Below are 19,662 nucleotides of genomic sequence, written 5' to 3'. Positions count from 1 at the left end.
TCGCCGATCTGGCCGGCGACCGCTGGATGGTGGACTCCACGGTAGACGGCGAGTGGGACGGCCTGTGCCGGGCCCTGCGCGCGGCGGGCCTCAACGCCGAGATGCTGCACGGCGATTACCTGACCGCCTACTCCCTGGCCGCCACCGGAGAGGTCGTCACGATCAGCCAGCCCACCGCCCATCCCCGTCCCGACCTGGCGATCCGCCCGCTGAAGGGCGACCCCATAGGGGTGCGCCTCCTGCTGGCGGCCCGCACGGAGACCGAACTGGACGAGGTCTTCCCCGAACTGGAGGAGGCCTACTGGACCGTCGCCCATGAGGTACCGGCGTACCGGGAGCGGCTGAAGCGCGCACGCGGCGGTGGAGCGGCCTCCCTGGCAGGGGCGTTCTGAGCGCACGCGCGCCCCGGAGCCCGTGAGCGCTCAAGGCCTGCCCAGCCCTTCCGGCCGTTCAGGACGCAGACGGGGACGCACGTGGGGACGCATGCGGAGATCGGCGGAGCCGGAGGCCGCCTGGGCGACAACGAACATGTGGCGCCGCCCACCCCGGGAACGGGGCGAGCGGCGCCACACGGGAAAACGGAGACTAGCCGGGGAACGGCTTGGTCTGGTCCTCGTCGGCCTTCCGGCACTGGTCGAGCCGCCGCTGGATGGCGGCCGCGTCGGCGAGCGCCTTCCTGGCCGCCGTGGTCTCGCCCAGTCGCTTCAGCTCCGCGGCCTTGGTCTTGAGCTGCGAGATCTGCTGGCGCATCTGACGCTCGTTGCACGTGACGGTGGCCTTGGACACGATCGCGCCGTGGCCGGCCGGCGTGGCCGCGTGCGCGGGCACCGACGTGACGAGGAAGCCGCCGGCGATGACCGCGGAGACGGCCAGGGCGGACATACGCTTGGTCATAGGTTGTAATCCCCCAGGTAGGGCTTGAGTCGGTCGAAGTGGATCTTACAGAGACCTGTTAACCGGCCGGTAACCGCCCCCCCGGCCCCGTAGGCTCGGACGGGGCGTCAGCGGATGGAACGCCCGGACAGGAGACGACGTGAACGGCATGGAGATCGGGGCGGTGGAAACCGGCAGACTGAGCCTCGTGCCGCTCGCCGTCGAGCACGCGGACGAGATGGCCGAGGTGCTCTCCGACCCGGGCCTGCATGCCTTCATCGGCGGCACCCCGCACACCCCGCAGGCCTTGCGCACCCGGTACGAACGCCTGGTCGCCGGCTCACCCGATCCTTCCCGCACGTGGTGGAACTGGGTGATCCGGCTCCGCGAGGAGGAACGCCTGACCGGAACGGTCCAGGCCACGGTCACGGCCACTGACCACGGATGTGTGGCCGAGGTGGCCTGGGTGGTCGGAACTCCGTGGCAGCGGCGAGGCATCGCCACCGAGGCGGCACGAGGACTCGTCGCCTGGCTGCTGCGGGAGCAGGGCGTGCGGACGATCCGTGCCCACATCCATCCGGACCACCAGGCATCCGCCGCCGTTGCCGCCGCTGCCGGCCTCGCTCCCACCGGTCACCGGCACGAGGATGAGATCAGGTGGGAGCTTCCCTCACCGCAGGCACCGGCCGACCGGCTGTGACACCCCGTCGCGTCAACGGCCGCGCTCGACGCGTAGCGCGTGCTGGTCATGGCACAAGGCGGCCTGACGTTCCACTGCCACCGCTCCCTCCACCACCACCACCGCTCCCTGCACCCGTCACAGCGCGCCCGCCCGGCGCACGCCATCACCGACCCGCCGACCCCGCGACGGTGACGCGCCCGGCCCGCCCGCCCGGTGAACGGCACACCCGCGGCCGACTGCGCAACGGGGCGTGCGCAAGCGCACCCGTACAGCGAGGCGCACGCTGCGCACGCTGATGACGCGCGCCGCACCACCGCGTTCAAAGTCCGCTACGCCAGGCCGTGCGGGGCGGCCTGGGGCCGTATGTGGTTCTCCGGCACGGGGACCGGCTCGTCACCACGGGCGTACACCCGGCCGCGTCACCGCCTGCCACCTGCCGGAAAAGGTGCCCGGGTACGCATTCCGCATCCCTAGACTTCACGGGCTACGGAAACGCGACGGGGGAGGGACATGAGCGGGGACGCGAGCGCGAGCGGTGCGGCGGACGGCGATCTTCCGCTGGTCGCCGCGGCTCGTGACGGCGACACCGACCTGGTGAAGAGGCTTCTCGGGGAGGGCAGCGACGCCGACGTGTGCGACGTCCGCGGGACGCCCGCGTTCTGGCTGGCCGTCCACGCCCGCTCCGCGACCGTCGCGCGGCTGCTGCTCGACCACGGAGCCGATCCGGGGCGGAGCGGGCCGGACGGGCCGCTCCCGCTGCGCGAGGCGGTCGACTGGGGGTCGCCGGCGCTGGTCGAGGTGCTGCTGGACAGCAGGGCACGCGGGCGGTACGGCAAGCAGGAGCTGCTGGAGCTGCGGGACCTGGCGCGTCACTGGCACGAGACGGGCGTCGAGGCCGAACTGCGCCACCGCACAGGGGCCGGAGGTTCCGCCGGCCGTACCCGGGTCCAGGACGACGAGTTCCACAGCGTCCAGGAGTTCTCCCTCGGCGGGACGGCCGTACGGGACGGGCACGCGGCGATCCTCACCCGCCTGGAGGAACTCCTCCGCAATCGCGTCGGCTTCGAGGAGCTGATGGGCCGTGCGCTGGCCCACCCGGACCAGGACCACACCGCGTGGGGAACCGTCACCATCCTGCTGGCCCACCGGCGCGACGAGGAGACCTGGACGGCCGCCGCGGCGCTGCGCGCCCATCCCGACCCGGTCCGCAGGTTGTTCGGTGCCGAGGTGCTGCGGCTGACCCACCTCTTCGACGACAGCGACGAGGACGCGTTCGCCGGGCCCGCCCTGGACATCTTCACCGACTGGGCGGCCGAGGAGGCGGACCTCGCCGTGCTCACCGAGGTGCTGGTCGCCCTGGGAGAACACCCCGGCCCCCGCGCGGAGGCGGCCCTCCTGCCCCACGCCGGCCACCACGACGTCCAGGTACGGCGGGCGGTGGCCCAGGGGCTCAACGCCTGGTCCTCCCCGCCGGCCTTCTCCCGCCCGGCCCGCGCGGCGCTGCGGGAGCTGATGGCGGACAAGGACGCGGTCGTGCGGGAGCACGCCTGTCACACGGTCGCCGAGGGCGCGGACCGGGACCCGGCCCTCACCGACGCCCTGGCCGCCCTGCTGGACGACACGGACCGCCGGGTCCAGGCCGTCGTCGTGTACGGACTCGCCCTCCACGACGACGCACGCTGCGTGGAAGGCGCCCGCCGCCTCGGCCCGCCGCACCCCGAGCGCCCCGACGAGGAGCGCTACCTCGGCGCGGCATGGCGCTACGAGTGGCGCCGCGACGGCCGCTGACGCCCTCTTCCACGGCGGCTAACGGCCGCGCCGCCGCTGCCCGCCGTAGAAGACGGACGCCCCGACCACCACGGTCAGCCCGGCCGTCGTAGCGGCGGTCACCTCGCCGGTGCCCTGGTCCACGGGTCCGTACGGCAGCCACGGATCGAGCAGACCCAGCGGGTCCTCGCGTACCGTGATCCGGTCGCCCTTCCCGGCCTGCCCGAAGCAGTTCTGCATCTGGGAGACCTCGAACGTGCGCCGCCCACCGCCCAGTTCGCGGACCGTGCACAGCATGTCGGCGCCGTGCCCGCGGTGCAGGTCGGCGACGTCCACGACGACCGCGTCCACCGGCTCGCCGACCACCCGCATGTACCCCTCGTACACCGCCGGCCCGGCGAACAGCGTCAGCGCGAAACCGGAGACCGCCACCAGCGTGGCCGCCCCGGCCCGGTGCCACACCCCACCGACCAGGCACGTCGCGACCGCGAGGACGGCCAGTACGACGACCACGCCGAGCAGCGTCACCCACTGCGCCACCCCGGCCCCGAACAGCAGCAGCACCGGTACCGCCACGGCCCACGCCGACGAGTCGACCGCCCTGCGGGCCGGGCTCCACGCCCGCCTCCCGCTCACCGCACCGCCGGGCGGCACGGTCCCCGCCGCAGTTCCCGACCCGCTCATACCCCCGTCGCCTCCCGAACGTCATCAGCCGTCGTACGCCGACGAGGGTACGAGGACGAGACCCGGGCCGACGCAAGGGGAGCGGCCTGCGGGGTCGGCGGTAAACCGGTGGGCACGGAGGGTCCGGTGGCGGGACCATGGACCCGTCACCGAACCGCAACCGCCGAGAAACTGCGAGGACCCGCCCGCGATGCCCGCGACACCCGCCACCCCTGCCCCCGCCGACCCGACGGTCCTCCACCCCATGCCCGAGCAGCCGCGTGTGGTACTGCTCAAACCGCTGGTGAAGTCCCCGCTGATCGAGGTCGGTGAGTACTCCTACTACGACGACCCCGACGATGCCACCGCGTTCGAGACCCGCAACGTGCTCTACCACTACGGGCCGGAGAAGCTGGTCATCGGCAGGTTCTGCGCGCTGGGCACGGGCGTGCGGTTCATCATGAACGGCGCCAACCACCGTATGGACGGCCCGTCGACCTTCCCCTTCCCCACCATGGGCGGTGCGTGGTCCGCGCACTTCGACCTGCTCACCGGTCTGCCGAACCGAGGGGACACCGTCGTCGGCAACGACGTCTGGTTCGGCCACGGGGCCACGATCATGCCGGGCGTGCGGATCGGACACGGAGCCGTCATCGGCACGGGTGCCGTGGTCACCGGTGACGTACCCGACTACGGCATCGTCGGCGGCAACCCGGCCCGACTGATCCGCACCCGCTTCAGCGAGCAGGACATCGCCCGGCTGCTGGCCGTCGCCTGGTGGGACTGGCCGGCGGAGCACATCACCGAGCACGTGCGGACCATCATGTCGGGCAGCATCCCCGACCTGGAGGCCGCCGCACCGGCGTAGCACTCAGCTCCACGAACCCCGCGGGCGCCGCACCGAACACCGCGGCGGCCACCGGGCACCTCGGTGCGGCTACCGCACCGTGTCCGAACGCACCGGCAGGCGCCCCGTCACCGCCTGCCCCAGGGCCAGTGTGCTGAGGCCGAACATGAGGACGCCCAGGGGGACATGGAGCGACGGTACGTGTGCGATGCCCAGGACGACCTGTACGGAGGCCAGGGTCAGGAAACCCGAGGCGTACAGGATGGGGCGGGGTGGCGCACCGCCCGGCCGCCAGGCCAGGACCGCGGCGAGCACGTACAGCATCGAAGCGCCGTACATCACACGGGCACCGGCGCTGTGCAGCGCCTCGCCGTGGGAGGAGGACAGCAGCAGTCCGGCGGTGCCGGCCTGGAAGAACAGCGCCAGGGTCTGCAGGGCGATCGAGACCCTCAGGAACGTCTGGCTGCGGTGGTGTGCCGTCGTCCGCGACGTCATGGTGTGGTTCCCTCCGGGGTGTCTGGGCGTCCGGTGTGTTCACCGGAGGGTGAGCGCGGTCTCCGACGAGATACGCGTCAGTTTCCGCGGGTTGCGGACGTAGTAGAGGCCGGTGATCCGGGCGTCCTCGACGTGGACGGCCATGACGCCGTCGAACGCGCCGTCCCGGTGCACGAGGAGCGCGGGGTGACCGTTGACCACGGTGGGCTCGCAGCTGATCGTGACCCCGGGAACGCGGGCGTCGCCGGTGTAGAAGCGGATCACCTTCTCGGCGCCGGTCATCGGGTGCAGCGCGGCCCGCTTCAGGCCGCCGCCGTCGCTCATCAGGACGACGTGCGGGGCGAGTACGTCCAGGAGGCACTGCGGATCCCCGGTTTCCAGCGCACGCCGGAACGACTCCACCGCCGCCCGGGCGGCGCTCGGGGAGACCGGTGTACGAGGGCGGCGGGCGTCGACGTGCCGACGGGCCCGGAGCGCTATCTGGCGTACGGCGGCGGGGTTCTTGCCGACGGCCTCGGCGATCTCGGGGTAGCCGACGTCGAACACCTCGCGCAGCACGAACACCGCCCGCTCGGTGGGTGAGAGCGTCTCGAGGACGAGCAGCATCGCCATCGACACGCTCTCGGCGAGTTCGACGTCCTCGGCCACGTCCGGCGCGGTGAGCATCGGTTCGGGCAGCCACTGGCCGACGTAGGCCTCCCTGCGGCGCTTCATGCCGCGCAGCCGGTTGAGCGACTGCCGGGTCGTGATCCGCACCAGGTAGGCGCGCGGATCGCTCACCCGTTCCAGTTCGGTCCCGGCCCAGCGCAACCAGGTCTCCTGCAGGACGTCTTCGGCGTCGGCAGCCGATCCGAGCATCTCGTAGGCGACGGTGAACAGCAGGTTGCGGTGCTCCAAAAACCTCTCGGTCGCCGGATCGGCCGCGGCGCGGTCGCTCACGTCGTGCCCTTGTCCTTCACGCATGCCGTCTCCTCGTCTCCCGGGACCACAAGACACCGCGCACGCGGCCACCGTGACGACATGTGAGGCAGATCACTCGGCGCTGTGCCTCAGCGCAGCCCCAGGCAGCACAGCCAGTCGCGAGGTGTCCCGTGGGCGACGGTGAGGAGGGCGGCGAGGGTGCCGGGCAGGCCGGTCAGCAGGTCGGTGGGCCAGGCGGCCGGCGGAGGGGCGGCGAGACGGGCCGTCAGGTGGTGAAGGAGCCGGTTCTTGAGCGCGGCGGCGGCGGGCAGCCGCGCGTGGCGGTCGAACGCGTCGGCCACGGCCAGCACACCGGCGGCGCCGTGACACAGCCCCAGGCGGTCGGCCGGGGTGTCGCCGTAGAGGTGGAACGTCTCGTCGTAGTGCTCGGCGAGCGTGGTGAAGGCGGTCGCGGCCCAGTCCGCGGCCGCCGCGTCCCCAAGGGCGTCGGCGGCGTCCCACAGCGCCCAGGCGACCCCCGGGGTGCCGTAGCACCAGGCCTGGCGGGGGTCGGCCCGGCGTGCGGGCGGACGGTCGAGGCCGGCGCCGGGCCAGGTGCGGATGCCCCGCTCGTCGTCGTACGCCTGCCGGACCAGCCAGCGCGTGGCCCGGCCCAGCGCCGCGGCGATCCCGGCGGCGAGGTCCGTGTCCGACCCGGTCCGGCGCAGCGCGGCGGTGAGCGCGGTGACCACTCCGGCGACGCCGTGCCCCATGCCGGTGTTGACGCGGCCGTGGACCCAGGCGAGGTGCGGGTGGTGCGCGTAGTGCCCGGTGCGCAGCCGTCCCAGCTCCGGGTCGTCGCACAGCAGCGCCAAGTGCTCGGCGAGCGGTCGTGGCGGCGGCTCGGCCGGCGCGGTGGCGCACAGGGCGAGCAGTGTGCCGGCGGGGCCTGAGATGAGGTCGTAGTCGGGGAAGGCGACCGCGCCGGTGCGGTGGCGGAGCGGGCGTCCGCCGAGGTGGGCGGCGAGCCGGTCCGCGGCGGGCCGTAGGGTGGGCTGTACCTGGGCGCCCAGGCCCAGGCCGACGAGCGTGCCGGCCAGGCCGCCGTCGTACAGGGCGGGGTGGGACGGTCCGCGGCCCGCCGTACGGGACCACACGGCCACGGCCTCCGGCGCCGCCCGCCCGTCGGCGACCAGATGGGCCAGGACCGGGATCCCGGGGTCGCAGGGGTGTGCGCCCTGCTCGGGCGCGGCGGCCCACTCCCTCAGGTAGCGGACGGCGAAGCCGCGGACGTCGTCGAGCGGGGTGACCGGTACGGCCGTGTCGTGTGCCATCGTCCTCCTCGCGTGCGCCGGGCCGGGAGGGAGCCGCCCTCCCGGGCGGGCGGCTCCCGGGGCCGGATCAGCAGATCACGACCGTGTTGCAGATGATGATCGTGCACACGCCGCTGCAGCCCTCGCTGTACGCGGCCGACGACGGCAGGTCCTCGCTCGTGATCCGCTCCTCCAGGTCGCTGATCAGGGTGTCGAGTTCGGTGAGTTCATTGGCGGGCATGGGACTTCCCCTTTCGCTCATCGGTTGTGGGCCGCCCCGGCGGGCCGCCTGGCGGGCGGGCCGGGGACGTCGTGCCGGTCCCCGACGGCCAGGGCGTCCGCGGCGGCTGCGGCGAGCCGGGCGGTGCTCTGGTCGTGGGGGAGCCGGAGCAGCAGTTGCGCGGCGACGGCCGCGCCGCCGTGCAGCGGGTCGCGCAGCAGCAGGTCGTCGGGTGCCGGCAGCATCTCCTCCACCAGCAGCGCGGTGCCCGCCTCCCGGGCGCACAGCCGCTCGATCTGCTGGAGGGCCGTCAGCGAGGCGAAGTCGACGGGGACCGGCTTCCCGCCCGGAGCGGTGCGCGCGAACGCGTGCCGGGGCAGGCCGGCACCGCGGCGCAGCAGGGCGAGCGTGCGGACCTTGGCGGACAGGTCGTCGCCCGGCTGCCACAGCCGGCCGCGGTCGATCCGCCAGGTGGCGGGGGCCAGGACCAGGTCGCCGCCCGCGGTCAGCCGCGGCAGCCTGACCCGGTCGGGCAGGGCCGCCTCCGGCGCGTCCAGGCGCACCAGGTAGGAGGCGGCGGGGTGGCTCGCGGCGAGCAGCAGGCGCACCAGGGTGTCGTAGGGCGGGGCGGGGGACCGGGTGGCGTGGTACACGGGGATGATGCGCCGGCCGTCCGCCTCGGCCACGATCCGGCCCCGGCTGCGCCGAAGGCTGATGCGGTCCAGCGGTAGGTGGCGGGCGTGCCGGCCGGGGGCGCCGTAGTACGGCGTGGGGTCCGGGTCGCCGGTCCACCAGCGGGTCGTGACGGGCCGGCGCACGGCGTTCGCGGACCGCTCGGTGAGCGGCGGTACCAGCAGGTCGACGAAGCGGACGCCGGTGCGGTCCTCGACGGCGGCGAGAAACGCGCGGTAGGCGTCGCCGTTGCCGTAGCCGCCGTGCAGGGCGCGCAGTCCGTCGGCGAACCGGGCGTCGAGCACCCCGGCGGCCGAGGCGGTCTCCAGGACGGCCACCGGGCCGGTGCCGGCGGAGGGGGCCAGCGGGCGCAGCAGACAGTCGACCGGCCAGGGCGGCAGGGCGTCGTCGGCGGGGGGAGCGCCCAGGGTGTCCAGCAGCGTGTGGTCGAGGTCGACGCACGCGGCGCCACGGCGGGCGGCGGCGTCGAGGTGGTCCAGCAGCCGGGCGTAGCCGCCGCCGTGGTCGTGGGCGGGGGACCAGCCCGTGTAGCGGCGGGGCGCGGGCGGCGGCTCGTCGGCGCTCAGCCGGTCGGCGAGGATCTCGCCGAGCGGGCGCGCCTGTTCGGTCAGTCCGGCGAGCGCGGGCTGCCGCTCGCCGGGGTCCGCGGGGTGGTCGGCTGCCAGCAGGGCGGCGGTCCGGGCGGCGATCCGCAGTCCGCGCAGGACGCGTGCGACGGCCGCCGCGGGCACGGCGGCGTCGGCTCCGAGCCGGCGGTAGGAGTCGAGGAACCAGGCGTCGGAGCCGCCGCCCGCCGCCGGCCGCGGCAGGGTGCCGGTGGCGGTGACCGTATCGACCTCCACCCAGCCGCTGTGGTGGTGCCGGGGCGCCTGGCAGATCTGCAGCAGGCCCAGGCCGTGCAGGTGCTGGAGGAACCCGCGCAGCACACCCGGGGACAGGGGCGGCCGGCCGGGCGGCGCGGACAGGGACGCCAGCGCCGGCTCCAGTTCGACCAGCGGGCGCGGCCCGTCGGAGAGGAGGGCCAGCACGCCCTCCAGCAGGGGGGTGCGGCGCAGCAGGATCTGCCGCAGCCGGCCGGGTTCGCCGGGAGCCACGACGTAACAGCGCAGCCGGCCCGGTGCGTCGCCGGGCGCGGTGGCGGGCGGCTCGGCGAAGTGCAGGGGCGTCGGCGCCAGCAGGGTGTCCGGGCCTGCGGTGCGCAGGTCCGCGGGGGCGGTCCGCGCGCGCACGAGGTGGACGTTCTCCACGGTGATCGCGGCCAGGGCGCCGAGCGTCGTACCGGGCGCGAGCAGCGGGGGACATCCGTCCGGCCCGCCGGTCACCGCGAGCGGGGCGATCTGGCCCGCCCAGCCGCGGGGCGTGGTCTTCACCGCGGCCCGGCCCACGACGCGCCACAGGTAGGCGGCGCGTTTGCGCAGCTGCCTGCCCGACCAGGACTGCCCTGCGGCGAGCCGCCGTTCGACGTCGTCGGCGAGTCCGGGCGCGGCGCTGGCCACGAACGCCCGCATCACCGGGCTGGAGCGCACCGTGCGCCAGACCTGCTCGGCGACACGTTCCTGCTCGGCCACGACCGCCTGCCGCAGTGCGGCGACCGCGGCCTCGGCGGCCTCCGCCTCGTCCAGCAGGGCGCGCGCCTGCCGCACGAGATCGGCGGGCACGGCGGGCGAGTGCTCCAGGACCAGGCAGTCCGGTCTGCGGGGGGCCGCGCCGGAGTGCAGGCGCCGGCGCAGGGCGAGTACGGCCCCCCGGTCGGCGGCGGCCAGCGACGGGTGTGGTACGACCTCGTCGCCCAGCCGGTCGGCCAGCGCTCCGGCCCGTACGGCGATTCGCTCGGCGGTGTCGGCCTGCCGGGCGGCGCTCTCGAACAGGTGGTCGGCGGCCCCGGCCGTCCAAGCCGCGCCGGGCATCCCGCCCACCCGCAGCAGCGCCGTCGCCCCCGGCACCGCGCCACCGGTGTCCGCCGCCTGTGCCGGTACCCGCGCCATGCTCACCGCACCCCCTCACGGCCGTCGTCGGCGAGCGCCTCGGCGAGCAGGCACTGGCGTGCGGTGGACAACGCCCCCCGGTTCCAGTGGAAGATCGCGTAGTGGGCGGCGGCCCGGCGTGCGCCGATCGTGGCCTCGCCGGAGGCGAAGTAATGGGTGCGCCACTGCTCCGCGGCCCGCCCCACCGCCTGGACGTGCTCACCCACGACGTCCCGCCATCCCCGGGGCAGCGCTTCGAGCCGGGCGCCGGGGCTCAGCTCCCACCAGCCGCGGATCCCGGCGGCGGCCCGCCGCAGGTCCGGTTCGCCGAGCCCTGCGGGAAGCCGGCGGCCGGTCTCCTCCCGGACGGCCTGCCAGACCCCGCGATGTTCCCAGCCGACGATGTCCAGGCCGTCGAACACCGCGTGCAGCAACGCCAGCGACACCCGCCAGGACGGCGGCGCCGGGGCACCGGCCACGAGGGTGTGGACGTCCAGCCAGGCGAGCGAGTCGGCGGTGGACAGGGTGTGCACCCAGGGCATGGAGCGGGGCCCGCCGAAGAGATACGTCTCGGGCTCGTACACACCGGCCAGGGGCGGCCCCCACGCGTCTTCCGCCTGCCCGGGCCCAAGACGCCTCAGCAGCGCGTCGCGCAGTTCACCCGCCCGGGACGGCCGGGCCGCGAGGAACCGCACGCGCAGCCCCGGGGGTTTGTGCATAAAGAAGAACTCGCGCGCCTGTCCGCAGTCGAGTGACTCGCGTGCGGTGGCGGCGAGGTGCCCGTACGGCAGCGGTCCGCGCCGGGCGGGTGCGCAGCCCAGATTGAGCTGCACCCATCCGGCGTCGGGCGTGTGCGTGCGCAGGGCGTGCAGACCGGCTGCGAGGAAAGTCCTGCGGGCCGCCGCGTAACCGGCGTCCTGGGCGGCGACGGGCACGGTGCCGAACGGCTCGGTCCGCGCGTCCTCCAGGCAGTCGGCCAGTAGACGCTCCACTCGCACCATGCGGCCTCCTCACCGGGGAAGACGGATCCACCCTTGTGATGTCCGCACGGCGCACGTCCCGAAGCGCGAAAGCGAATTGGTCATATGATCAACAGGAGTGCGCGGGAGGTAGGCGACCCCCGGGGGAAGCGCGGCCGACGCGCCGCTCTCCCACCGGCGCCGCCGACGGGCGGGGCGAGCCGCCCGACCTGACGGCCAACACCGACACGGTCACCGTCTGCGTCGAACCGGCCCCCTCCTGCTGCGACCCCTGCTCCCCCCGCGAGCAGCCCCTCTGATCCGGCCGTGACACCGGCCCCAGGCCGGCGTGAGGGGCCGAGGTCCGGTGTGCGTGAGCCCTCCGGCCTCAGCCCCGCCCGGCACAGCATCCGCCCTCTCCGGCACAGCATCCGCCCTCTCCGGCACAGCATCCGCCCTCTCCGGCACAGCATCCGCCGTCCCCGGCACAGCATCCGCCCTCTCCGGCCGGGTGGCCGGAGGGCTGGAGCCGGCAGAAGCAGGACGCCTCGATCTCCACGTCCGCCACCGCCGCGGCGAACTTCAGCTGCTGGGCCACGAGGTGCGCTTCCGCCTGCCTGCCCAGCCGCACCAGGCACTCGTGCAGGCCGTGCAACGCCCAGACGTTGCCCGGGTGTTGCAGCGGGCGGGGCAGGGTGTCGTCCAGTCCCAGGTCGGCGCGGTAGACGGCCTCGGCCTCCTCGACCAGGCCCTGTTCGAGGAGCAGGGCACCGTAGGCGTGGCGGGTGGGTTGCATCCACCCCCACGGCTCGTCGTACGGAAGACCGTCGTCCAGCTCGATCGACCGGCGCAGCGCCGCGAACGCGGCCTCGTACGCGCCCCTGCGGTACTCCAGCTCACCGTCGAGCATGTGCGCCGCGATCGCCAGGATGTCCGTACAGGTGTTGTTGAACAGCATCCGAGTCGCGGGGACCCGGGCCGCCGCGTCCCGGAACAGTTCGCGTTCCCGCTCCGCCTCGCCGATCCGGCCGGTGGCGGCGAGCGCGACCCCGCGCGCGTACCGGAGCATCGCCGTGGTCACGCAGTACAGCTCCGCGTCGGCCGGCAGCGCGAGGCGCAGGACGTCCTCCCAGCGCCCGAAGCGGATGAGCACGTGCACCCGCATCGCCAGGAAACCCTCCAGCCAGTCGGCCATGGGCGGACTGTCCACGCGCAGCAGTTCCCCGGGTACGGCCGCCTCCAGCCGGTCCGCCGCGTCGAGCGCGTCCCCGAAGCGGCCCAGGAACATCGCGCCGTAGATCTTGAAGTGGTGGTTGTGGCACCGGTACAGCGTGTAGAAGTTCATCGCGCCGGCCCGGGCCGCGAACTTCTCGTCGGCCGCGACCGCCGCCGTGTTGTCGTCGACCACACGGCGGTAGTCGCCGCAGAGCACCTCCAGATGCGAGGGCATGTGCAGCAGGTGACCCGCGTCCGGTACGAGCCCGCGCAACCGGTCACCGGCGGACAGGGCGGCCTCGGGGGTGGGGGACATCTCCATCAGGTGGATGTACAGGTGCAGCAGCCCGGGGTGCCGCTCGCCCGCCTCCGTGGCGATCGCCTGTTCGAGCACGGCCCTGGCCTCGGTGGTGCGGGCGCCCTGGGCCGGCCGGCCGGTGCGGATGTCCCACAGCCGCCAGGGGGTGAGGTTCATCAGCGCGTCGGCGTACAGGGCGGCGACGTCCGGGTCGTCGCCGGCCAGGCGGTGCACCGCGCGCATGCTGTCGGCGTAGGCGGTGTTCCACACCGGGCAGTCCCCGGCGTCCGGCGCCGAGGCCCGTGGGTAGCGGGCCCGCAGGGCACCGATGAGCGCCTGCTCGACCGGCGTGGCACCGGCCGCCTTCGCCCGCGCGCGCCGCACGGCGGCATGCGCACGCTCCACCGTCCGTTCCAGCTCGTCCTCGTCGAAGAACTCCCACGGTTTGTTGTAGTTCGGCCCCAGGGCGTACGCCAGGCCCCACTCGGCCATGGCGCAGCCGGGGTCCGCCGCGGCAGCGGCCTCGAAGCAGCGGACGGCTTCCTCGTGGTTGAAGGCGTACGTCCAGGTCAGGCCGCGGTCGAACCATGTCTGCGCCTCGGGGGACGCCGTCGTCACGCGCCGGCCGTGGCCGCCGAGGTCGTAGTCGTAGTCGCGCATGGAACTCCTCACGGGCTGACGGCCGGTCGTCCCGGTGGCCGTGGTGGGACGGGACGGGAGGGCCGGAGCTTCACGACGCCGGCGAAGCGGGTGTGCCGACCCTAGCGAAGTACGGCGCGGATGCCCGCCGTACTCCCTTCGACGACCCCTGGGTGGGTGTCACGGACCAGCTCCGTCCGCACGGGACGGACCCGCCACCGACTACAGACGGACGACGATCAGAGCGATGTCGTCCCGGCCTCCCTGCGCCACGCCGAGGCGGGTGAGCAGGGTGTCGGACAGCTGCTCGGGGTCGGACCGGGCATGGCGGGCGAGGGTGTCCGAGAGCCGGTGCAGGCCGGCGTCGATGTCCTCGTCGCGGCGTTCCACGAGTCCGTCGGTGTAGAGCACCAGGGTGTCGTCCGGGGCGTAGGGGAGCACGGCCTCGGGGCGCGGGGCGTGGCCGACGGGAACGCCCAGCGGAGGGTCGGTGGCCTGGTCGAGCAGGACCGTGGTGCCGTCCGGCCGGGACAGGACGGGCGGCAGGTGGCCGGCACTGGTGTACGTGATGCGCCGGTGGCGGGTGTCGATGACGGCCTGGACCGCGGTCGCGGCCAGAGCGCCCTCGCAGGTCCGGGCGTACAGACTCACGACGTCCATCGCCGTGCCCGGTTCGTGCAGGGCACGGACGGCGGCGGACAGGGTGCTGCGGAGCATGCCCATGACGGCGGCGGCCTCCAGGCCGTGGCCGACGACGTCACCGACCGCGACGGTGAAGCAGCCCTCGGTCAGGTCCACGACGTCGTACCAGTCGCCGCAGACGTTGAGGGACCGGGCGGCGGGCATGTACCGCACGGCGATGTCCTCGTGCCCGGCCAGGTCGGGGGAGTGCAGCATGGCCTCCTGGAGGGTGAGGGCGGTGCGGCGCTCCCGGTGGTGGGCCTCGCGGAGTTCCTCGTTGAGGTGCTGCAGTTCCTGCGCGCGGGAGTACAGCTCGGCTTCCACCGCGGACTCGTCACCGCGGGGATCCCCCGGTCCGGCGCGCGGAGGGCGGCTCTGTACGAACTCGGTCATGTCCTCCACCCGGTGGATGATCCACGCGACCTCCCCGTCGGGGCCCAGGACGGGAGTGTTGATGGGCGACCACCACTTCGCCCGGAACTCTCCGGGCCGGCCGGAGACCGGGACGTCGTACTTCTGCACCGCCATCGTGTCCGGCTTCTTCGAGCGCAGGACCCGTTGCAGGGAGGCGGTCAGATTGCGGACACCGTCGGCTTCGGGGTCCGCCGGGTTGTCGGGGTGGACGTCGAAGATGTACCGGCCGATCAGCTCGTCCCGGCTCCGGCCCGTCGCGCGCAGGTACGCCTCGTTGACCTCGACGGCCACCAGGTGGGGGTCGAGAACCAGATAGGGGCTGGGCGTCACGGCGAACAGCGCCTGGTAGTCGATCTGTGAAGTGATCACGTGCGGCTCCCGTCCCGCCGCCGGGTGTCCTCACAGAAAGTATGCGCCTGACCGTGACCGGCGCATCGCCGCCGCCCCGGCCCGGCGCACCCCGGCAGGCTGGAGCCCGCCGGCCGGGGGCATGCTTGTCCGTGTGGCGGCCTGGGCGGGCCGCCGGCCGGCGGTGAGGGGCGGAGGGGGAGCGGTGCACGGCTTCGGAACGGGACAGACGGTCGTACGGCGTGACGTCCACCGTGGCGGCCGCGTGTGGAGCGAGCACGCCCTGCGCGTCGTCGCCGACACGGGTGACGCCCTGGTGACCGCGTGCCCGCCGGGCGCCGAGGCCCGCTGGCCCGTGCTGTATGCCAAGGCCCGCTCCGACGGTGACCGCTCGACGCGTACGGAGGCGTTCGACGCCATGGCGAGCGGCGCGTGGGAACTCGCGAGCGCACACTGGCAGGAGACCGAGCTGCTGCTGTGGAAACCGCCGACGGCGTGGTTCAGCGTCAACGCCTTCTACACTCCCGCCGGGTTGCGGAACTGGTACGTCAACTTCGAGCGTCCCACCCGTCGTACGGCGGACGGGTTCGACACCTTCGACCTCGCCGTGGACCTGGTCGTCGCCCCCGACCTGAGCCGCTGGCAGTGGAAGGACGAGGACGAGTACGCGCACGTGCGACGGCTCGGTATCGTCACCGACACCGAGCACCAGGCCGTGGACGCCGCCCGCACCGAGGTCCTCGCGATGCTCGCCGAGCGCTCCGGCCCGTTCGCCGACGTCGACGCGTGGTCGGCCTGGCGGTGGGACCCGGCCTGGCCTGCCCCGTGTCTCCCGCGACCCGCCACGGCACCGGGGGAGCGCTCCGGCCGACTGATGTCCGACTTCGCTCAGCCGGGGTGAAGAACCCGGAAGCGATCGGGCCGCGCCGGATCACGATCAACGACGTAAACCGGTGGCCAAGCCCGTTGCCGGGCACTGGTCCCGGACGTGCGGCCAGGCGGTCCGGCCCCGGGTGCCGTCGACGGCGACGCGAGGCCGGGCCTCGGCGATCGCGCCCGGTCGACACCGTGCGAACCCAGCACCTGGGCGAGGACGGCGACCGTGCCGTAGCCCTGGAAGGCGACGAACGACGGCGTCCGCGGCCGTGACGACGGGGTCGCTACGAGGCTCAGCCCGGCTGAGTGGTGCCCCTGACCACGTCCACCGCGTGGCGCCGGTGTACGGCGAAGAGGTCGAGCGCGGTGCCGGCGTCGCGGGCGCGCAACGCGGCGACAAGCTCCCGGTGCTCGCGCGGAATGCGGTCCAGGTAGTCCTCGGTACGGTGCCCGATCCGGGTCAGCAGGAACAGGTGGACCTGACACCGGATGCCGTTCCACGCGTCGGTGAGGCGCCGGTGGCCGGTGGCGGCGAACACCGCGTCGTGGAAGGCGATGTCACAGCGCACCAACTCATGGGCGTCCGCGGCCCGCTCCATCATCTCGGCCGCCTTCGCGAGGGAGCCGAGGTCCTCGTCCGAGGCCCGCGCGACGACCCGGCGGACGGCCAGGTCCTCCAACGCGCCGCGCAGACTGTCCAGTTCCTCCACGTCCGCTGCCGACAGCGTGGTCACCGTCGTTCCCCGGTGCCAGGCGCAGTGGACCAGGCCCTCGCGCTCCAGCAGACGCAGGGCCTCGCGGACCGGACCGCGACTGACGTCCATGTCAGCGGACAGCTCGACCTCGCGCAGCTGCGCGCCGGGGGCGTACGTCCCGTCGAAGACGGCCTCTCGGATGCGGTCCGCGACCTCCTCGGCCAGACCGCGACGCCGGGCCGGAGCCACCCGACCGCGTTCGCTCAACCCGCCCACCTCCCCGATGTGCCGACGTTAACATTCACCCGTTGTCGGAATGTCAACATCAGGACAAGAGGTGAGGGGAGCAGGGACAGGTGACCTGGACCATGGCCCTTCGTCCGTCACCAGGAAGGCAGTTGCCATGACCGTTCTCGACTCGCCGATCCCGCGCTTCCACCTGGCCGTGCCGGTCGACGACCTGGCCGCCGCCCGCGGGTTCTACGGTGACGTACTGGGCCTGGAGCAAGGCCGCAGCGCGGACACGTGGGTGGACTGGAACCTGCACGGGCACCAGTTCGTCACGCACCTCGCCCCCGGGCGCGGCCGGCACGTGCACAACCCGGTCGACGGACACGACGTCCCGGTGCCGCACTTCGGGCTGATCCTCACCATCGCCGAGTTCCACGAGCTCGCCGACCGGCTGCGCGCAGCGGGCACCGAGTTCGTCATCGAGCCCCACGTCCGCTTCGAGGGCCAGACGGGCGAGCAGTGGACGATGTTCCTCCTCGACCCGGCGGGCAACGCCCTCGAGTTCAAGGCGTTCGCCGACGACTCACAGGTGTTCGCCGCCTGACGGGCGCCACGCCAAGGAACCGACGGCGGTTGCCCTCCTTGCCGAAGCGCACGCACGGCGAAGCGATGCCTGAACGGCTTCCGGCCGGGGCGTGCGGGCGGGGTGCCCTCAGGCCGGAACCCCTCCTGCGCGTACGAGGCCGGCCTCATAGGCGATGACGACGAACTGGTCCCGGTCCCGGGCGCCGAGTTCGGCCATGGCGGCGGCGGGCGTGCGTCTTGACGGTGACCGGGATGACGAAGAGGGTCCGGCGATCTCGTCATCGGACAGGCCTGCGGCGACTGCGTCATGACCTCGCGCTCGCGCGGGGTGAGGGCGGCCGGCCGCCGAGGATCGGTGAGTTCGTCCGGGGAGGGCCGAGCGAGGAGCGGGAGACCAGGCCGTTCGTCGTGGTGGGGGAGAGCGAGGCATCGCCGGCCGCGACGAGGCGGATCGCGTCGAGGAGTTGCGCCGGTTCGACCCCTTTGCCGAAAAAACCGCTCGCCCCGGCCCGCCGCGCGGAGGTGCCGACACCGGCGACGGCGGTGATGATGATCGGCAGCGCTGCCACCGACACCGCCGGGAAGACGAACAGCAGCACCACGAAGGCGAGGACCATGTCCATCGCGCCGGTGACCGGGTTCGCCTCGGGGTCGACCGTGAACGCCTGCCCGTTCCACGCGATGTGCAGACTCGCCGACTCCGGTCCCGCGGCCAGCCGCTTCACATGCTCGATGCGGGTGTCGCCGACGTCCTGCTGGAACGCGACGGTGGCGTAGGCCGTCGTACCGTCCCTGCTGATCTGACGCCTGCCCACCGCCGTGAAGGGGCTGCTCACGGAGGCGACGCCCGGAGCGTTCCCGATATTCCGCGGGGCGTCGGCCATCGGCTGCTCGGCGGCGGATTCGGTGACCTTTCCGTCCTCCACCCCCCATACGACCCGGCCGCTCTTGCCCGCCGCGCTGCTCGCGGCTTTCCGCAGCAGGGCCGTGGCCTTGGCGGAGCCGGCGTTCTGCGTGGTCGGGCTGTGGTCGAAGTGGCTGACGGCCGCGCCGACCGTGGCGCCCTGCGTGATCAGCAGGCCCACCCAGGCCAGGACGACGGCGAGACGGTGCCTGCGGCACCAGCGGGCGGGAGGGGACATCGACGAGCCTTCCGAGGGGTGCGTCGCACGAGCCGCGCCGACGGTTCGGGCCCCGCCCTCACGCTCGCAGCCACCCGGTCTCTGGTCATCGGCCGCCCGCAGACACCCGGGGCTACCGCGATCGCAGTAGACCGGCGGTGCCGGGACCGGCCGCCCGCGGTGCGCAAAGCCGTCGCGCCGGCTCTGCCGGGCGGACTAGGTTGGGGGGATGACGACCGGGACGGCATCGCGCCACACACGGATCGGTGACCCGGTGCTCCTCTGAGCGCCGTACGGGCCGGTGGGGGCCCGGTGTCCGACAGAAGGTCCCGCGCCGCCGCCGCGCGGGATCCGCCTCCGTCGTGTGGACCACAGACGCTGCACACCGACACGACAGGAGAGTTCATGCGCACCAAGACACTGCTGATCCCCACCGCGGACGGCCGGGCGGACGCCTTCGCCGCGTTCCCCGACCAGGACGGGCGGCACCCCGGCGTGCTGATGTACGCGGACGGCTTCGGCATCAGGCCCGTGCTGCGGGAGCTGGCCCGCGAACTGGCCGGGCACGGGTACTACGTGCTCGTCCCCAACCTCTTCTACCGGCACGGCCCGGCGCCGGTGATCGAACTCCCCGAGCACATCGGAGAAGAGGCCAGGCCCGCGGTCTTCGCCCAGCTGATGCCCCTGATCGAGGCGCACACCACCGAACGCGTCCTGCGCGACGCCGAGGCCTACCTCGGCTTCCTCACCACCCAGCCCGAGGTCGGCCCCGGACCGGTCGCGGTGACGGGCTACTGCATAGGCGGTCTCCTGGCGCTGCGCACCGCTGCGGCCCACCCCGGACAGGTGGCCGCCGTCGCCGGATTCCACGGTCCCGTGGGCGCCGACGAGCCCGACGGCCCGCACCCCCTCCTCTCCCGGATCACCGCCCGGGTGCACCTCGGTCACGCCGCTACCGACATGACGCCCGAGGCCCTCGGCCGGCTCAACCGGGCCCTGGACGCCGCGGGTGTCGACCACACCTCCGAGATCTACCCCGACACGGTCCACGGCTTCACCATGGCCGACACCGACGCCTTCAACCCCGCGGCACTCCGGCTCCACTGGGACCGCCTGCTCTCCCTCCTCGACAGCACCCTCACCGGCTGACGCGTCGGTACCGTCGGCCCCGGCACCGCGCCGG

Annotated in this window: 18 protein-coding genes and 3 pseudogenes; 7 read left to right on the top strand and 14 right to left on the bottom strand. The window is 73.8% G+C overall.

The annotated features are described in order from the left end of the window. A partial coding sequence (locus tag ACZ7N4_RS33830) for a type 2 periplasmic-binding domain-containing protein (protein ID WP_471366415.1) occupies positions 1–392 on the top strand: 392 nt, incomplete at its 5' end. A 193-nt stretch (positions 393–585) separates the two neighbouring features. Here ACZ7N4_RS33830 and ACZ7N4_RS33825 read toward each other — a convergent pair. Beyond that, entirely contained in the window at positions 586–894 is a 309-nt protein-coding gene (locus tag ACZ7N4_RS33825) for a hypothetical protein (protein ID WP_471366413.1), read from the bottom strand. Between the two features lie 148 nt (positions 895–1,042). Here ACZ7N4_RS33825 and ACZ7N4_RS33820 point away from each other — a divergent pair, with 148 nt between their 5' ends. Next, a complete protein-coding gene (locus ACZ7N4_RS33820) occupies positions 1,043–1,573 on the top strand; it encodes a GNAT family N-acetyltransferase (RefSeq protein WP_471366448.1) in 531 nt (176 codons plus the stop codon). Between the two features lie 492 nt (positions 1,574–2,065). Next, positions 2,066–3,343, top strand: a complete 1,278-nt coding sequence (locus ACZ7N4_RS33815) for an ankyrin repeat domain-containing protein (RefSeq protein ID WP_471366409.1) — start codon at positions 2,066–2,068, stop codon at positions 3,341–3,343. Positions 3,344–3,361: 18 nt separating this feature from the next. Here ACZ7N4_RS33815 and ACZ7N4_RS33810 read toward each other — a convergent pair whose 3' ends face one another. Beyond that, entirely contained in the window at positions 3,362–4,006 is a 645-nt protein-coding gene (locus ACZ7N4_RS33810) for a hypothetical protein (protein ID WP_471366405.1), read from the bottom strand. Positions 4,007–4,250: 244 nt separating this feature from the next. Between ACZ7N4_RS33810 and ACZ7N4_RS33805 the strand changes: the two genes are divergently transcribed. After that, positions 4,251–4,853, top strand: a complete 603-nt coding sequence (locus ACZ7N4_RS33805; RefSeq protein WP_471366443.1) for a CatB-related O-acetyltransferase — start codon at positions 4,251–4,253, stop codon at positions 4,851–4,853. 69 nt (positions 4,854–4,922) lie between these two features. On the opposite strand, the gene ACZ7N4_RS33800 is transcribed toward ACZ7N4_RS33805, so the two are convergent. The 8 genes from ACZ7N4_RS33800 to ACZ7N4_RS33765 all read right to left on the bottom strand — a co-directional run bounded on the left by ACZ7N4_RS33800 (position 4,923) and on the right by ACZ7N4_RS33765 (position 14,989). Beyond that, on the bottom strand, positions 4,923–5,327 hold the full coding sequence (locus ACZ7N4_RS33800; protein ID WP_471366403.1) for a hypothetical protein: 405 nt from the start codon (positions 5,325–5,327) through the stop codon (positions 4,923–4,925). A gap of 39 nt (positions 5,328–5,366) precedes the next feature. Beyond that, positions 5,367–6,290, bottom strand: a complete 924-nt coding sequence (locus tag ACZ7N4_RS33795; RefSeq protein ID WP_471366401.1) for an RNA polymerase sigma-70 factor — start codon at positions 6,288–6,290, stop codon at positions 5,367–5,369. Positions 6,291–6,376: 86 nt separating this feature from the next. Further along, the gene (locus ACZ7N4_RS33790; protein WP_471366398.1) at positions 6,377–7,561 is read right to left on the bottom strand and encodes a lanthionine synthetase LanC family protein; all 1,185 of its coding nucleotides are present in this window, start codon (positions 7,559–7,561) and stop codon (positions 6,377–6,379) included. 67 nt (positions 7,562–7,628) lie between these two features. Then, positions 7,629–7,781 (bottom strand): hypothetical protein, encoded by a 153-nt coding sequence (locus tag ACZ7N4_RS33785; RefSeq protein WP_471366393.1) that lies wholly within the window; start codon positions 7,779–7,781, stop codon positions 7,629–7,631. Positions 7,782–7,798: 17 nt separating this feature from the next. Continuing rightward, entirely contained in the window at positions 7,799–10,438 is a 2,640-nt protein-coding gene (locus tag ACZ7N4_RS33780; RefSeq protein ID WP_471366391.1) for a lantibiotic dehydratase, read from the bottom strand. A gap of 2 nt (positions 10,439–10,440) precedes the next feature. Next, positions 10,441–11,418, bottom strand: coding sequence for a thiopeptide-type bacteriocin biosynthesis protein (locus ACZ7N4_RS33775; RefSeq protein WP_471366389.1), 978 nt, complete (start codon positions 11,416–11,418; stop codon positions 10,441–10,443). 346 nt (positions 11,419–11,764) lie between these two features. Continuing rightward, positions 11,765–13,549: a hypothetical protein gene (locus ACZ7N4_RS33770; protein WP_471366386.1), complete on the bottom strand. Its 1,785-nt coding sequence runs from the start codon at positions 13,547–13,549 to the stop codon at positions 11,765–11,767. A gap of 201 nt (positions 13,550–13,750) precedes the next feature. Further along, positions 13,751–14,989: a PP2C family protein-serine/threonine phosphatase gene (locus ACZ7N4_RS33765; RefSeq protein ID WP_471366440.1), complete on the bottom strand. Its 1,239-nt coding sequence runs from the start codon at positions 14,987–14,989 to the stop codon at positions 13,751–13,753. 187 nt (positions 14,990–15,176) lie between these two features. Between ACZ7N4_RS33765 and ACZ7N4_RS33760 the strand changes: the two genes are divergently transcribed. Continuing rightward, positions 15,177–15,872: a ribonuclease FAU-1 family protein gene (locus ACZ7N4_RS33760; RefSeq protein WP_471366383.1), complete on the top strand. Its 696-nt coding sequence runs from the start codon at positions 15,177–15,179 to the stop codon at positions 15,870–15,872. On the opposite strand, the pseudogene ACZ7N4_RS33755 reads toward ACZ7N4_RS33760, so the two are convergent. Together ACZ7N4_RS33755 and ACZ7N4_RS33750 are read right to left on the bottom strand one after the other, a co-directional pair. After that, positions 15,860–16,105: pseudogene (locus ACZ7N4_RS33755) on the bottom strand (ABC transporter substrate-binding protein); the annotation flags it as partial. The gene ACZ7N4_RS33760 and the pseudogene ACZ7N4_RS33755 sit on opposite strands and share 13 nt — an antisense overlap. A gap of 35 nt (positions 16,106–16,140) precedes the next feature. Continuing rightward, positions 16,141–16,791 carry a GntR family transcriptional regulator gene (locus tag ACZ7N4_RS33750; protein WP_471366437.1) on the bottom strand — a complete coding sequence of 217 codons (651 nt, stop codon included), beginning with the start codon at positions 16,789–16,791 and terminating at the stop codon, positions 16,141–16,143. 154 nt (positions 16,792–16,945) lie between these two features. Here ACZ7N4_RS33750 and ACZ7N4_RS33745 point away from each other — a divergent pair, with 154 nt between their 5' ends. Next, positions 16,946–17,377 carry a VOC family protein gene (locus ACZ7N4_RS33745; RefSeq protein ID WP_471366380.1) on the top strand — a complete coding sequence of 144 codons (432 nt, stop codon included), beginning with the start codon at positions 16,946–16,948 and terminating at the stop codon, positions 17,375–17,377. A 108-nt stretch (positions 17,378–17,485) separates the two neighbouring features. Here the strand turns inward: ACZ7N4_RS33745 and ACZ7N4_RS33740 are convergent. Next, positions 17,486–17,870, bottom strand: a pseudogene (locus tag ACZ7N4_RS33740) (response regulator transcription factor); the annotation flags it as partial. A 63-nt stretch (positions 17,871–17,933) separates the two neighbouring features. Further along, positions 17,934–18,500: pseudogene (locus ACZ7N4_RS33735) on the bottom strand (MMPL family transporter); the annotation flags it as partial. 384 nt (positions 18,501–18,884) lie between these two features. Here ACZ7N4_RS33735 and ACZ7N4_RS33730 point away from each other — a divergent pair. After that, complete coding sequence (locus ACZ7N4_RS33730) at positions 18,885–19,628, top strand: dienelactone hydrolase family protein (protein WP_471366378.1); 744 nt, start codon at positions 18,885–18,887, stop codon at positions 19,626–19,628. The last annotated feature ends 34 nt before the right edge of the window (positions 19,629–19,662 follow it).

It is taken from the genome of Streptomyces sp. NPDC107654 (assembly GCF_055639035.1).
The sequence above is the reverse complement of the archived record's forward strand: the minus strand, read 5'-3'. Positions and strand labels throughout refer to the sequence as shown.